Origin of the sequence: Streptomyces sp. PA03-5A, assembly GCF_033792725.1 — a bacterium.
Lineage (GTDB): Bacteria > Actinomycetota > Actinomycetes > Streptomycetales > Streptomycetaceae > Actinacidiphila.
The window spans coordinates 445525-460754 of record NZ_JARAVL010000001.1 but is presented as its reverse complement, the minus strand read 5'-3'; the positions used below and the strand labels follow the sequence as shown (position 1 = coordinate 460754).

At 72.0% G+C, this 15230-nt stretch carries 11 protein-coding genes; all 11 read right to left on the bottom strand.

Annotation, left to right across the window (positions count from 1 at the left end; all coding sequences use genetic code 11):
• Positions 1-4: 4 nt before the first annotated feature.
• From PV410_RS02060 to asnB, 11 genes are read right to left on the bottom strand one after another with little or no spacing between them, the layout of a single operon-like run.
• Positions 5-1288, bottom strand: coding sequence for a DUF4910 domain-containing protein (locus tag PV410_RS02060; RefSeq protein WP_500321892.1), 1284 nt, complete (start codon positions 1286-1288; stop codon positions 5-7).
• Positions 1276-2301: an NAD-dependent epimerase/dehydratase family protein gene (locus PV410_RS02055; RefSeq protein ID WP_500321890.1), complete on the bottom strand. Its 1026-nt coding sequence runs from the start codon at positions 2299-2301 to the stop codon at positions 1276-1278. The genes PV410_RS02060 and PV410_RS02055 overlap by 13 nt, the downstream gene beginning before the upstream one ends.
• Before the next feature lie 3 nt (positions 2302-2304).
• Positions 2305-2952, bottom strand: coding sequence for a PIG-L deacetylase family protein (locus tag PV410_RS02050; protein ID WP_500321888.1), 648 nt, complete (start codon positions 2950-2952; stop codon positions 2305-2307).
• Positions 2949-3743 (bottom strand): sugar phosphate nucleotidyltransferase, encoded by a 795-nt coding sequence (locus PV410_RS02045; RefSeq protein ID WP_500321887.1) that lies wholly within the window; start codon positions 3741-3743, stop codon positions 2949-2951. Before PV410_RS02045 ends, PV410_RS02050 begins: the two co-directional genes overlap by 4 nt.
• Positions 3740-4975 carry a class I SAM-dependent methyltransferase gene (locus PV410_RS02040; RefSeq protein WP_500321885.1) on the bottom strand — a complete coding sequence of 412 codons (1236 nt, stop codon included), beginning with the start codon at positions 4973-4975 and terminating at the stop codon, positions 3740-3742. The genes PV410_RS02045 and PV410_RS02040 overlap by 4 nt, the downstream gene beginning before the upstream one ends.
• Positions 4972-6249, bottom strand: a complete 1278-nt coding sequence (locus tag PV410_RS02035; RefSeq protein WP_500321884.1) for a glycosyltransferase family 4 protein — start codon at positions 6247-6249, stop codon at positions 4972-4974. Before PV410_RS02035 ends, PV410_RS02040 begins: the two co-directional genes overlap by 4 nt.
• A gap of 2 nt (positions 6250-6251) precedes the next feature.
• The gene (locus tag PV410_RS02030; protein WP_500321882.1) at positions 6252-7556 is read right to left on the bottom strand and encodes an O-antigen ligase domain-containing protein; all 1305 of its coding nucleotides are present in this window, start codon (positions 7554-7556) and stop codon (positions 6252-6254) included.
• Between the two features lies 1 nt (position 7557).
• A complete protein-coding gene (locus tag PV410_RS02025) occupies positions 7558-9099 on the bottom strand; it encodes a right-handed parallel beta-helix repeat-containing protein (protein WP_500321880.1) in 1542 nt (513 codons plus the stop codon).
• An 8-nt stretch (positions 9100-9107) separates the two neighbouring features.
• Positions 9108-11087: an alginate lyase family protein gene (locus PV410_RS02020; RefSeq protein ID WP_500321878.1), complete on the bottom strand. Its 1980-nt coding sequence runs from the start codon at positions 11085-11087 to the stop codon at positions 9108-9110.
• Positions 11084-13264: a bi-domain-containing oxidoreductase gene (locus PV410_RS02015; RefSeq protein ID WP_500321877.1), complete on the bottom strand. Its 2181-nt coding sequence runs from the start codon at positions 13262-13264 to the stop codon at positions 11084-11086. Before PV410_RS02015 ends, PV410_RS02020 begins: the two co-directional genes overlap by 4 nt.
• A 29-nt stretch (positions 13265-13293) precedes the next feature.
• Complete coding sequence (gene asnB, locus PV410_RS02010) at positions 13294-15228, bottom strand: asparagine synthase (glutamine-hydrolyzing) (RefSeq protein WP_500321876.1); 1935 nt, start codon at positions 15226-15228, stop codon at positions 13294-13296.
• Positions 15229-15230: the final 2 nt, after the last annotated feature.

The window sequence follows — 15230 nt, the reverse complement described above, 5'->3', positions numbered from 1 at the left end:
GGTGTCATGCCTTGATCAGCCCGGCGTCGTGCAGGGCGCCGGCCGCGGCGGCGACGGTGTCGAACGGCAGCCCGGACCGTTCGGCGACGTCCAGCAGACTGCGCTCGCCGTCGGAGAGGCTGAGCACCCAGAGCATGGCCATCTGGGCCTGCTGCGCGTCGCTGCGGCCGCCGAGCGAGTCGTACAACCCGCGCCGGCCCAGCTGTGGCTCGCCGTAGGGGCTGAGGTTGACGTACCGCCGGTTGCGGTCGAGCACGGCGAACGCCTCGCGGCAGACCGCGAGGGTGTCCGCCATCGCCTGCGGGGAGACGAAGTCCGGGTTGTCCGCCGAGGTGTGGTATTCGGGGTAGCCGGCGTACGGGGTCCGGCTGAGCGATCCCACGCCGAGGTCGAACCCGGGCGAGCAGTACTGCCGCTCGTCGTAGCCGTACGGGGTGAACTCCTTGACGTGGTGCGGCCGTTCGGAGGTGGTCAGGACATGTCGCATCACCCGGTCGATCTCCGCGTCACCGCGTCTGCTCTGCTTGTACGTCAGCCGGCCCGGGTCCCCGGCGCAGGCCAGTACGAGCCCGTGCTTGACCCGGTCCACCCGCTCCGCGTTGCGGGCCAGCCAGGTGATCGCCCCGATGGTGCCGGGCGCGTAGATGAACCGGTAGGTGTAGTACGGCGTCTCCTGTGCCAGCGCGCGGGCCAGGAACGTCGCCACCGCGATGCCGGCCAGGTTGTCGTTGGCCAGCGACGGGTGGCAGACGTGGCAGGAGACGATCACCTCGTCGGGGACCTGCCCGGGGACCACGTGCTCGGCGTAGGTGAGGTGACCGTCCGCGAGCGTGGAGTCGATACGGACCTCGTACTCGCCGTCTGGCAGCGCGTCCAGGGTCTCCTGCGCCAGGCAGAATCCCCATTCCGGCTTGTAGTAGCTGGTGCGGTACGGCACCCAGGCCGGGTGCTCCGGCAGGGTGTGCAGATGCGACCGCAGCTCGGCCAGCGGCATGGTCGCCGACACCGGCACGCTGTAGCCGAGCACGTGCAGGCTCGACGCGGCGAAGTCGACGACCCGGTTGCCGCCGGCGTCGGCGACGTACGCGTCACGGATGTTCCACTCCTGCGGCACCGTCCAGTCGAGCACCTGCGTGCCGGTCGGCACCTCGTGCACCTGCAGCGGGACGTACTCGCCGACGATCTCCAGGGTGGCGCGCACACCGTCGCCGGTGATGCTCCGGCACAGCGGGTACAGCCGCTCCACCAGCGCGTGCATCTCCTCGCCGACTGCGGTCATCGGCGCCACCGCAGGGTGTCGTCGACCTCGCCGGCGTCGGACGCCGCGCGCAGCACGGCGAGCCGGGTGAAGCGCTGCTCGAAGTCCTCCCGGGTCAGGTCGAACTTCCGGTAGGCGTCGGCGAGTTCGAGCGCGCCCTGCTTGACCGTCCACTCGCAGTCGAATCCGGGGATCGCGGCGCGGAACCGGGAGAAGTCCACCCGGTACGACCGCGGATCGGCACCGGTCTCGCCCGTGATCACCACCTTCGCGCCGGACACCGCCTCGGCGACCTGCCCGGCGATCTCGGCGACCGTGACGTTGTTGACCTCGCTGCCGATGTTGAACGCGCGGTCGTGCACCGCCTCGCGCGACGCGGTCAGCGCGGCCGTGAAGGCCCGTGCGATGTCGGCGGCGTGCACCAGCGGGCGCCAGGGGGTGCCGTCGGAGAGCACGAGGACCTCGCCGGACAGGAGCGCGTGGCCCACCAGGTTGTTCAGCACGATGTCGGCGCGCAGCCGGGGCGAGTAGCCGAAGGCGGTGGCGTTGCGCATGAACACCGGGGTGAAGTCGCCGTCGGCCAGCTCGTGCAGGTCGTCCTCCACGCGCACCTTGGACTCCGCGTACGGCGTCACCGGGCGCAGCGGGGCGTCCTCGGTCACCAGGTCGCCGCCGCCGGCGGCGCCGTAGACGGAGCAGGTCGACGCGTACAGGAAGCGCCGCACCCCGGCGTCGCGGGCCAGCCGGGCCAGGTGCACGGAGGCCTGGTGGTTGATGTCGTAGGTGAGTTCCGGCGCCAGCGACCCCAGCGGGTCGTTGGAGAGCGCGGCCAGGTGGATCACGGCGTCCACCCCGGCCACGTGATCGGCCGTGACGTCGCGCAGGTCCACCCGGTGCCCCGGCGGGTCCGCGGGCGCCGGGCCCAGCACGCAGTCGGCGAACAGGCCGGCGTCCAGACCGACGACCTCGTGCCCGGCGGCCGCCAGGACCGGGGCCATCACGGTGCCCAGGTAGCCCTGGTGTCCGGTCAGCAGTACGCGCAAGGTTCATTCCCCCAGGTCGAGAGTGAGTTTGGTGACGGCGAACGCCTCGGCGTAGCGCGCGTGGCATTCGATGCCGCGGATCCGCGCAAGGCCGAGGAAGGCCTCCCGGTCGTACCAGGGCCGGTGCCGCTGCGAGGGGTAGTGCTCCTGCAGCAGCCGCACCTTCTGCTCGGCGGTCTCCGGCGACAGCGGCTGGTACGCCGACGGTCGGCCGAGGTCGCCGTCCCACTTGACGATCTCGTAGCCGAGCACGAGGTGGTCGCGGAACGCGGTGGGCAGCAACTGTGCCAGGCCGCGGTGGTCCTGGTGCGCGTCATCGGTACGCGGCGCGAGGATCAGGTCCGGCTCGGTCCGCTCGCGCAGCTCCTCGACCGCGGCCTTGGCCTCCTCCCAGTGCGCGGGCAGCCGGCCGTCCGGCAGCTTGAGCACGGTCAGCCGCACGTCGGCACCGGGGCAGAAGGCGGCGAGCGCGGCCTGCTCCTCCTGCTCCCGCTCGCTGCCGCCGCCGGAGAGCACCAGCGCGTCGACGCGGACGCCCGGCCGCGCGCGGCACAGGGTCAGCAGCGTGCCGCCGGCGCCGATGGCGATGTCGTCGCAGTGCGCACCCACCGCGACGATCCGGTCCGGGCGCCCCGCGCTGAGCCGGATCATGCGGTCCTCGTTCCGGCGCCCTGTTCCCACACGGCCCAGGGACGGTCGCCCCTGGCGTAGGCGTCGTCGAGCGCGGCCCGCTCCTTCACGGTGTCCGTCGGCTTCCAGAAGCCGCGGTGCCGGTGTGCCACCAGCCGGCCGCGCTTGGCCAGTTGGGCGCATCCGTCGGCGACCAGGTCCCCGTTCTCCGGTATGTGGTCGAAGACCTCCTGGCGGAGCACGAAGTAGCCGCCGTTCTCCCACATCGGCAGGTCGCTCACCGCGGTGATGCCCCCCACCAGACCGTCCTCGCCCAACTCCACGCAGTGGAACGAGGACTGGGGTGGCACCACCATCATCGACGCCCCTGCGTCACGCCCGGCGAACCGGTCGATCATCTCCGGCAGAGGGGCGTCGGTGAGCACGTCGGCGTAGTTGGCCAGGAACATCTCGTCACCGTCCAGGTGGTGCCGCACCCGGCGCAGCCGCTCACCGATCGGGGACTCGATGCCGGTCTGCGCGAACGTGATCGTCCAGTCGGCGATGTCGGTGGACAGCAGCTCGGTCTTGCCGCCCCGCAGCACGAAGTCGTTGGACGTCGTCTCCTCGTAATTGAGGAAGAAGTTCTTGATGTGGTGCGCCCCGTACCCGAGGCACAGGATGAACTCCTTGTGCCCGAAGTGCGCGTAGTAGCGCATGACGTGCCAGATCAGCGGACGCGGGCCGACCATCGCCATCGGCTTGGGCACGTCGTCGGAGACGCCGTTGCGCATCCGCATCCCGTAACCGCCGCAGAACAGGACGACCTTCATGACTCGACCTCGACAATGCTCAGTTCCGGGATGGGAAAGACAAGGCGGCCGCCCCAGTCGTGCACGAAGGACAGCTGTTCGACCAGCTCGGCCCGCAGGTTCCACGGGAGGACGAGGACGTAGTCGGGTTCGTCGGCGGCTATCTGCTCGGGCGGCAGGATCGGGATGCGGGTGCCCGGGGTGAACCTGCCGTGCTTGTAGGGGTTGCGGTCGACCGTGTACGCGAGCAGGTCGGGCCGGATGCCGCAGTGGTTGAGCAGGGTGTTGCCCTTGCCCGGGGCGCCGTAGCCGACGACCGTCTCGCCGCGTTCGGCCGCCTCGATGAGGAACCGCAGGAGGTCCCGGCGCACCTTGGCCACCCGAGCGGAGAACTCGGTGTACCCCGACAGCTCCTGCAGCCCGGCGGCCTTCTCCCGGGCCAGTACGTCGGCCACCTGCTGCGCCGGCTCGCCGGCCACCTCGGACGGCCGGGCCCACAGCCGGATCGAGCCGCCGTGCGTGGGCAGCAGCTCGACGTCCACGAGCGTGAGCCCGCCGCTGGCCAGCGCCCGGATCGCGGACGCGACCGTGTAGTACTGGAAGTGCTCGTGGTAGATCGTGTCGTACTGGTTCTCCTCGATCAGGGTCAGCAGGTGCTGCACCTCGATGGAGACCCAGCCGTCGTCGGCGACCAGGGCGCGCAGCCCCTGGGTGAACCCGACGACGTCGGGGATGTGGGCGTACACGTTGTTGGCCACGACCAGGTCCGCCGGGCCGTGCTCCGCGCGGACGGCCGCGCCGGTCTCCGGGCTCAGGAACTCCGTGAGCGTGGGCACACCCGCGTCCCGCGCCGCGCCGCCGACGTTCACCGACGGCTCGATGCCGAGGCAGCGGATCCCCCGGTCCACCACGTGCTTCAGCAGGTACCCGTCGTTGCTCGCGACCTCGACCACGAAGGCTTCGGGGCCGAGACCCAGCCGCTGCACGGCACCGGCGACGAACGTGCGCGCGTGCTCCACCCAGGAGGTGGAGTAGGAGGAGAAGTACGCGTACTCCTTGAACGTCTCCTCCGGCGTGATCAGCGGCGGGATCTGCGCGAGCCAGCAGTCGGTGCAGACCCGCAGGTGCAGCGGGTACGCCGGTTCCGGTCCGTCGAGTTGGTCCGCGGCGAGGAAGCTCTCGCACGGCGGGGTCGCCCCCAGGTCGACGACGCTCGCCAGCGCCGTCGAGCCGCAGAGTCGGCATCGTGTCATCTACTGCCCCCATCCCTGCCCGCGCGGGTGTCCCCTCCGCGAGCCAGCGTTTCCGTTCCTACCGGCGGCACGTCGTCCCCGCCGCCGGACCGACCCGCGATCGCGGCTCGGTACCCCTCCACCAGACGCTCCAGCCCGACGGCCGGACTGAAACCCTGCTCGTAACGGCGCCGGGCCGCCCGGCCCATCTCCCGGTTGCCGGCCGGATCGGCCGTGATCCGGCGCAGGCACGACGCGAGCGCGGCGGCCTCGCCCGGCTGGTGCAGCAGACCGGTCACCCCGTCCTCGACGAGTTCGACGAAGGCGCCGTGACGGGCCGCGACGGTCGGGACCCCCGCCGCCATGGCTTCCGCGACCACCAGGCCGAACGTCTCCAGGGCCATCGAGGGAGCCACCACGGCGACCGACCGCGCGACGGCCTGCCGGCACTCTGCCGGGTCGAGCAGGCCGACGTACCGCACGTCGTCCCGGCCCGCCGCCCAGGCGGTCACGTCTCGCTCCAGCGGCCCCGCGCCGGCGATCATGAGCGGTACGCCCACACCGCCGCTCGCTGCGATCTCGTCCCACGCGGCCATGAGCAGGGGCACGCCCTTGCTCTCCGCAAGCCGGCCGAGGAAGAGCAGTTGCTCGCCGACGCCGGCTCGGCAGGCGCCCGGGTCGGGCACGAAGTTGTGCTTCACCGCCAGCCGCTCGGGCGGCATGCCGGACCGCACCAGGACGTCGCGCTGGGCCGCGGAGATGCAGAAGAACCGGTCCACGCCGGACCACCACCGCCGCCGGTTGACCGACAGGCTGACCGCGAGCGGCACCGTCGCCAGCCGGGAGTTCCGGTAGCAGCCGTGCCGGACGGCGGGCAGCGGCGCCGCCGACCCGACGCACTCGGTGCACAGCCGGCCGTCCCGCTGCAGCGTGCCGGGCGGGCAGACCTGGGTGTAGTTGTGCAACGTGGCGACGGTGGGCACGCCGGCGTCGGCGCAGGCGGCCAGCACCGCGGGCGACAGGAGCGGGAAGACGTTGTGGACGTGCACCACGTCCGGCCGCTCGGTGCGGAGCCGGCCGGCGAGCTCCGCGCGGGCCGCCGGATTCCACGGCACCAGCAGCGGCACCGCGGCCTTGCGCAGCAGGGACCAGGCGGCGATGTCGTCGCTGCGGCGCTCGAACACTTCGACCCGGTGGCCGGCTTCGCGCAGCAGCCCCACCTCCTCATCGACGACCCTGTTCTCCCCGCTCGGCTGCGCCGAGGAGTAGCGGTTGTGCACCACGAGGACGTGCATGGTCAGGTCACCTCCCGATCCCGCGCCCAGCGCGGGATACGTCGCCGGGGGACAGCGGGCGTCGTCAGGGGCGTGGCCGCGGCAGGTGCCGCCAGCAGCGAGGCGGCCAGGGCCAGATGCAGCAGGTACGGCGAGGCGTCGCCCAGCCCGGCCTCGGTGTACGACGAGATCGCGACGTAGCTGATCAGGAAGATCGCGCAGGCCCTCGGCAGCGACGGTGGCCGCAGCAACGCGACACCGCCCAGCACGAGGATGAAGGCCGCCACGAGGGTGACGCCGATCAGACCCTGCTCGTTGTAAACGGCCAGCCAGCTGTTGTCGATCGGCAGCCCGCCGAACGACTTGTCGCCCAGACCCGTGCCGAACAACTTCTCCGCGGTCGTCCGGGGCGCTGCCAGCAGGGCGTCCCAGACCTTGGCCCGACCGGTGAGACTGGTGAAGTTCTCCTGGCTCTGTCCACGCAGGAACCACGCCCGTAGCGCGGAGGCGAACCCCACCGCGGCCACCGTGACGCACAGCACCGCCCAGGCGAAGAACCGGCGGGCGGCGGCGCTGGTCAGGACGAGCGAGCCGATCGCCAACGCCAACCCGAGGAGCAGGCCGGCCGTGGCCGTCCGCGTATGGGTCAACGCGAGCAGGACGAGTGACGGCACGATGATCACCGCCGCGCCTGCCCTGTCGGTCCGGCGGCCGATCAGGAGCAGCACGGTGAGCCCGATGATCACCGCGGCGTACTGCCCGATCTGCGGCGGCGTGAGCGGCCACAACGCGCCGACCAGTCGCCCGCCGTAGAGCTCGGGCATGGCCGCACCCGGGGAGATGACCAGGCCGGCCATCACCAACGCGAGCACCGCGAAGTACATCCGGATGTGGTACCGGACGAACGTCAGGCTGCCGTCCCACCAGCGGCTGAGCAGCCACAGTGTGCCGACGAAGAGAGCGAGCCGGGCGCAGCGGAACAGCGCGCCGAACCCTGACTCCAGGTCCGCGCTGGAGATCACGCTCGGCACCAGCAGCAGGGTGAGCAGGAGCACGAAGGCGCTGGGCCGGATGCGCAGCCGGAGATTGAGCGTGAGCGCCAGCGCGAACGCGGCGACCAGCGCACCCATGGTGGCCATCTGGATGAGGGAGCGGGGCAGCGGGACGATGGTCTTCGCCCCGGCGGAGCCGAGCGTGTTGAGGACCAGCAGCCCCCAGACCACCCCGACGGTCTTCGGCGTGCCGGAAGGGTGCGGTTCGGCGCCGGGCCGCGTGCCCGCCGCGGCCGGTCCGCCCGGCGGCCGACCGGGCGTCATGTCCCCGCCCATCTCAACCACCGGCCCGTGGGCGGAAGGTACTGCCCGTGTCCTGCCGGTACGGCGTGCCCTGCCACTGCAGGACGTCGAGCGTCCGGCTCGGGTCGTGGACGACGAAGCTCCACGGCCCGACGTAGACGTTGTCGTGCCAGCGGTTGTGCTGCTTGTTGGTGATCGCCTCGGCCACCCGATCGCCGTGGTACGGCGACCAGTCCGGATAGGTGCCGTAGTTGGACAGCACCGCCATGCGGCCGCACTGCACCGTGCACCCGACGACGGACGCGTCCAGCATGAAGCGGTTGTCGTGGATGTCCACCCGCTGGGTCTTCCACCGGCAGTCGTCGTAGAGCGGTGCGGTGGCGATCGCCGGACGCGCGCAGCGGTCGATGTCCGGCACCAGCAAGGTGCATTCACCGGCCGAGGTGTTGGCCGGGCTGTTGCAGAACCGGTCGGCGTTCTCCCACAGGGTGATCCCGGACCAGTTGTCCGTCAGGACGTTCCGATAGATTTCGATCTTGTCCGTGCGGGCCCGGATCCGTGGCTCGCCGCCGGACTCGGACAGGTAGATGGTCGCGAACGGGAAGCTGTCGCCGGCCTCAGCGGACGTGCGGCCCTCGACCCAGTTGTTCCGCCGGATCGTATTGTTCCGGATGACCGCGTTGTAGCTGGTCTCGTAGATCAGCGCGGCACCGTCGTTGGCCTCGAGCAGGTTGTTCTCGATGCGGAAGTCGTTGTTGTTGTTGTCCGCCCACAACCCGGCGCCGCGGTTGTCGTGCACCCAGTTGCCGCGGACTTCGGCGCCGTTGACGGCCCAGAACTTGATGCCACCGGTGCAGCCGCAGCCGGGCCGCTGCTTCTCCCAGTCGTCGGTGTTGTTGCCCACGATCTCGTTGCCCTCGACCACCAGGTCGCGGATGGTGTCCCCGGTCTTGTACGCGTTCATTCCGTATTGCCCGTTGTCGCGCAGGCAATTGGCCCGGACCTGTTGGCGGGCACCGGCCATCAGCCCGGCGCCGGAGTTGTTCTGGATCGTCGCGTGCTCGATCACCCAACCGTCGGCCATGTCGTGGTTGACCACGCCTTCGTCGTGCGGCGCGACGAAACGCTGCACGGTCAGATGGCTGATGGTGACGTCGGGGGCAGTGCCGCTGAACGCGTAGTTGTTGGTCTTCCGGCCGTCGAGCACCGCGCCCGGCGCGCCGAGGTAGCGGTTCCCCTTCTTGGCGATGACCTGGGCGTAGCGGCCCTTGTCGAGCGTGTGTGTGCCCGGTCGAAGCCAGAATGTGGTGCCCGGAGGGCTGTTCTCGGTCTTCTCGGCCAGGTCGCCGACCACCCCGGGGTCGACCGTCACCGCGCCCGCCGGCGCTTTCGCCGGCCCGGCCGCGGGCTTGGCGCACACCCGGGCCACGGACGTGGAGGGCGCTCCGGACGTGGAGGGCGCACGCGTCGGCTCCGCCCGGGCGTCGTCCGGCGTGCTCGTACAGGCGGTCGCCGCCAGCAGGGCCAGTGCCAGCGGTGCCGCCGGCCACGCCCTGTGCCTCCACTTGAATCCCACGCGTCCCCCTAGCCGCGGAACGTGAGTACGGTGGTGAACTCCCCGGACAGCTCCGTGCCGTCCGCGGAGCCGGTGCTGTCCGCGGAGCCGGTGCCGACCAGCGTCGTGGCGGGTTCCTTGCGCCCGAAGCCGGCGGAGTACCAGCCCAGGGGCGGGTCGCTCTCCCCGCGATGTGCCCGCCAGCGCAGTTGCCCGGGCAGGTCGAGCACCGCGGAGCGGTCCTCGCCGTCCCGGGTCCAGGTGAGCACCGCCCGGTTCCCCACCAGGTCCGCGGCGATCGCCGGGCCGAGGTGGAACGCCAACTGCACGACCCGGCGCGGGCCGCGCACCTCGTCGACCACCCGCAGCTCCCGGCTCGCGGCGGTCAGCTCCACCCGGCGGCGGTGCACGGAGCGCTGGTAACCGTCGTGCTCCGCGCACCAGCGGACCGTCCCCCCTTCCGAGGCGCCCGACGTGTCCGCGACCAGGACGCGGCTGCGGGCGTGCCGGGTCCACAGGAACGGGCCCCCGGAGACGGACTGGTCGCCGCCGTCCAGCTGCAGGGTGTTGTGGCCGAGGGTCGAGCGGAAGTACCGCCGCCACTCGGGCTGCCCGTGGTAGCAGAACGTCCCGGGGTCGGCGAGCACGTCGACCCCGTCGTGCCGGACCTCGACGGACAGCGCGTCCGCGTGGGCGTGCGCGGCGATGGACAGGAAGCCGTGCGGACCACCGTCGCAGCGGCACCAGATCTCCCCCGGACCGCGCAGGATCGTGAGCCCCGCGTCGGCGAGGTGGTCCGGTCGGCTTGCCGGGCGGGTCGCGGCCGGTGCGCCGGGCCGGATGAGCGCGGCCAGCAGCGGGGTGCGTACGTCGGCGCCGGTCACCGCAGGCCACCAGGCCAGCCGGCCGAACACGGCCTCCCCGGTCGCCAGCAGCGAGGCCCAGCGGTCGGTGCCCGCGCCGTCCACGACCAGACCGTGGCCGTCGTCCGCGTCCCCCTGACGCGGCGGCCGCAGCCGGCTGTCCACGACGGCCGCGAGCGCGTCGGTCATCCGCAGCAATACCAGCCGGATCGACGCGGGGACCGGCACGCCGGCGGCGTCCGCCTCGGCCACCGCGGCCAGGCCGAGCTCCAGCACGAGTCCGTGGTACTCGGTGGCCAGCTCGCGGTTGAGGCCGGACTCGAAGGTGTTGTTCCGCAGGTGCCGTTCCAGCGACCGCACCGCGCCGGCCCGCCAGCGCGCCGAGGCGGGGAACCACCCGAACGCGCAGGCCGCGGCGAGCTGCCCGGCGGCCTCGGCGATGACGTGGTTGTTCGCAGAGGACCCCCGGCTGGGGAAGGCGGCCAGCCAGCGCTGGTGGTGCCAGATCTGCCGGAGCGCCACAGGGTTGTCCTCGAACAGCCCGGCCGCGCCCGGCCAGCCGTCGAGCAGCCGGCGGATCCACACCCAGGACAGCAGCCGGATGCCCAGCTCGATGCCGCTGATCCAGTGCACCGAGCGCAGCGGCGGGTTGGCCGCCCACCACGACCGCAGGTGCTCGGCCACCCGCTCGGCGTACCGGTCGTTCCCGGTGATCGCGTAGGCGACGGCGAGCACGGTCAGGTACTGGTGCCGGGAAGGCTCCCAGATCTGCTTGATGTCCCCGACCGCGTCCTCGTTCCGGTACGGCACGTCGAAGGCGTAACCCGCCGGGGCCCGGAGCCCGGTCTTCGGGTCGTACCACCAGTCCGGGTCGGCGAGGTCGTCGCGTTCCACCCCGAAGAACTCGGCGTGCCCGTCCATCAGCCGGTCCGCCTGGGCGATGAGCCGCTTCGCCGCGTCCGGTGGCACCGCGGCGATCGTCCCGGCGGGCAGGACCGCGGTGAACCGGGCGCCGGTCACGCCCGGGCCGTCGGGCAGCGCCGACCGCCACCGCCGTCTGCGCACCGCGTCGCCCACCCGGCCGCCGACCTCACGCGGTCCCATCCGGGACAGCCGCCGCAGGTACCAGCCCGCGGTCATGGTCATCGCGCCCTCGCCAACGTCACCGGCGCGCCGCCGGCCAGGCCGGCCTGCACGGCGAGGGTGGCCGCCGTGGTGGCGACCAGCGACTCCAGCGGCACCGGCATCGGTCCGCCGGTCCGCACGGCCTTGACGAACGCGGCAAGCTCGGCGGACTGGCCCTTGTCCCGGGCCTTGGGCAGCCGCGAACTGACCCACCGCTTGCGGCCGTAGACCGAGGCACGGACGAAGTCGTCGAGCCGCAGCACCCTGCCGTCCGCGACGAGGTCCAGCGTCTCCTTGGGGAAGCCGGGCGCACCGGTGGTGACGTAGCTGATGGTGGCGGTGGACCCGTCCGGGTAGTGCAGCATGACCTGCAGGTCCTCGTTGCCGGAGGTGGCGACCGCGTACACCGACACCGGGTCGGCGTCGAGCAGCCAGCTCGCCGTGTCGATGAAGTGCCCGCCCTCGCCGGCGAAGCGCGAGCCCTCGGTGCCCTGCTGGAGGTACCAGCTCCCGTGCTGCAGCCGGCCCGCGTTGACCAGGTAGCGCAGGCTCGCCGGACCGGTCCGGGCGCCGAACCGCTTCTTGGCGTCCTGCAGCAGCGGCGCGAACCGGCGGTTGAAGCCCACCTGCAGCCGGTCGTTGCCGGATTCCTCGACCGCCGCGAGCACGCCCGCCAGCTCGTCCTCGGTGAGTGCCAACGGCTTCTCCACGAACACCGTCTTGCCGGCCAGCAGCGCCCTCCGGGTCAGTTCGGCGTGCGAGCTGTGCCGGGTGACGACGAACACCGCGTCGATGGACGTGTCGCCGAGGACGGCGTCGAGATCGGTGGTGGCCTGCGCGAAGCCGAACTTCCGCTGCGCGTTGGCCGCGGACAGCGCCGTCGTGGTGACGACCGTGGACAGCTCGACGCCGTCGCGCTGTGCCAGGTGCGGCAGCAGCATCGACGTCGCGTAGTTCCCCGCACCGACGAACGCGAGCCGCACCGGCGTCGTGGCGGACCGGGCCGGGGTGGGGACTCCTGCCTCGCGTCGCACCGCGGGCACGGCCACCTCCGGGGCCTGCGCCTCTCCCGCGTGTTCTGGGTAGCGGAACAGCACGGCCACGGCCTTCAGGTCGCCGTCCTTCAGGCTCCGGTACGTCTCGACGGCGTCATCGAAGTCGGCGACGTGGGAGACCAGGGGCTCCACGTCGACGGCGCCGCGGGCGAGGAGATCGAGGAAGCAGGCCAGGTTGCGGCGCTCGGTCCAGCGCACGTAGCCGATCGGGTAGTCCCGCCCCTCGAGCTCGTACTCCGGGTCGTAGCGCCCGGGACCGTAGGAGCGGGAGAACCGGACGTCGAGCTCCTTCTCGTAGTACGCGTTCCACGGCAGGTCCAGACGGCACTTGCCGATGTCGACGACCCGGCCGCGGTCCCGGCTCAGCCGCGCGGCCAGCTCGACGGGCTGGTTGCTGCCGCCGCCGGCGGCCAGGTACACCTGGTCCACCCCGTGACCGCCGGTGAGTTCGGCGACGGCGGCTTCCACGGCCGCGGACGAGGGATCGCCGCAGGCCGCGGCGCCCAGGCGCTCGGCGAGATCGCAGCGCACCGGGTCGGGGTCGACCCCGACGACGCGCACCCCCGAGGCGGTCAGGAGCTGCACCACCAGCTGCCCGATCAGCCCGAGGCCGATGACCAGCGCCACCTCGCCGAGCTGCGGCTCGCCTTGGCGGACGCCCTGCATCGCGATCGACCCGACGGTGCCGAAGGCCGCGTGCCGCGGCGCGAGGCCGTCCGGCACCGGGCTGTAGAGGTTCCTGGGAACCCAGTTCAGCTCGGCGTGCAGCGCGTGCTCGTTACCGGCGCAGGCCACGAGGTCGCCGACCTTCACGTCGTCGATCCCGCTGCCGACCTGCTCGACCACCCCGCACAGCGAGTAGCCCAGCGGGGTGTAGGAGTCCAGCTTGCCCATCACCTTGCGGTAGGTGGCGGGCACCCCGTTGGTGGCCACGCTCTGCATGACCTTGGCCACCTGGTCCGGTCGCGAGCGGGCCTTGCCCAGCATCGACATGCCCGCCTCGGACACCTTCATGAGCTCGGTCCCGGTGGAGATCAGCGAGTAGGCGGTCCTGACCAGCACACCGCCCGGCTTGCACCCCGGCTCCGGCACGTCGAGCACCGCCAGCTCGCCGCTCTTGTAGTTCTGCACAACCTGCTTCACCCGAAGTCCCCTTGTTTCTACGCCGTCTTCTACGCCGCCGAGCGAGCGTCCTGGCCGGACCCGGAGGTCGCGTCGCGGTACCAGTACTCGAGGGTCAGTACATGCCACAGATGCTTGGAGAAGTCCCGCTGTCCGGCGGCGTCCTCGGCGACCATGCGGGCCAGCGCGTCGCGGCGCAGGAACCCGGAACTGACGAGCACGCCGTCGTTCACCACCTCGCGCACCAGCGGTGCCAGGTCCCGGCTCATCCACGCGCGCAGCGGGGCGCTGAACAGGCCCTTGGGCCGGTACACGATCTCCCGGGGCAGGATCGAGGTGGCCGCCTCCTTGAGGACGGCCTTGCCCTGCCGTCCGACGATCTTGCGGTCGCCGGGCACGGCGAACGCCGCCCTGACCACCTCGACGTCCACGTACGGCACCCGCACCTCGGTCGAGGCGGCCATGCTCGACCGGTCCGTGTAGGTGAGGTTCAGGCCCGGCAGGAACATCCGGGCGTCGCCCAGGCACATGCGGTTGACGAAGTCGTCCAGGTCGTTGTCCTGGTAGACGTCCGCGTGCTCGGTCAGCACGTCCTCGACCGCCCCGGCCAGGTCCGGATCGACCAGGGCGAGCAGCTCTTCCTGGTCGTACATGGTGTAGCTGCGCCGGAACGCGGTCTCCTCCGGCAGATCGGCGAAGGACAGGAACCGCTTCGCGAAGCGCACCGACCGGTACCCCCGGCGGGCCGTTGCGACCGGCAGCCGGTCCACGGCCCTGGACAGACCGCGCCGCACGGACCGCGGGACGCGCTGGTAGCGCAGCGCGATCACGTTGGCCAGGTGCTTGCGGTAACCGGCGAACAGCTCGTCGGCGCCCATCCCCGAGAGCATCACCTTGACCCCGGCCTCCCGGGCGGCCGAGCAGATCAGGAACGTGTTGATCGCGGCGGGGTCGCCGATCGGCTCGTCCAGGTGGTGGGTCATCCGCGGCAGCAGGTCGAGCACGTTCGGAGCGATCTCGATCTCGTGCAGGTCGACGCCGAACCGCTCGGCCACCTGCCGGGCGTAGCGCAGGTCGTCCGGCATCGCCTCGAACCTGGCGTCCTCGGCGCGGAACCCGATCGTGTAAGCGGAGATCCCGGGGCGGTCGCGGGCGGCCAGCGCGGTCAGGTAGCTCGAGTCCAGCCCGCCGGACAGGAAGGTCGCCACGGGTACGTCGGAGAGCAGGTGGCGCCGGGTCGACTCCTCGACGACGGCGGCGATGTCCGGCTGCTCGCCGCTCAGGGCCCGCTCCCGTCCCTCGGCGGCGACGTCCTTCAGGTTCCAGAACCGGCCGCGCTCCACGCGGCCGTCGGGCCGGCACCGCAGCCAGGTCCCCGGCGGCAGCTTCTCCGCTTCGCGGAACGCGCACCGCGAGTCCGGCACCCAGTAGTACAGCAGCGAGGCCACCAGCGCCGCAGGGTCCACCTGCAGCGACCCGCCGGTCACGGCGGCGAGCGCCTTGAGCTCGGAGGCGAACACCAGACCCTCGCCGCGCCGGAGCAGGAACAGCGGCTTGACGCCGAGCTGGTCGCGGGCGAGCACCAGTTCGCCGGTTCGCTCGTCGAAGATCCCGAACGCGAACATGCCGCGCAGCCGGGGCAGGCAGTCCGTGCCCCAGCGCCGCCAGGCCTCCAGCAGGACCTCGGTGTCGGAGGTACCGCGGAAGCGCACCCCGGCGGCCGCCAGCTCGGCACGCAGCTCGGGCGCGTTGTACAGCTCGCCGTTGTACGTCAGGACCAGGCCGTCCGAGACCATCGGCTGGGCGCCGGTCTCGGACAGGTCGATGATGGCCAGCCGGCGGTGCCCGAGGTGCACTTCGCCGTCACCGACGGGATGGCCGTACCGGCCCGCCCCGTCCGGACCGCGGTGGGCGAGGGTGTCGGTGAGCCGGTCGGCCACGGCCTTCCCGTCCGGCCATCGGTAGGTGCCTGCGATGCCACACATGT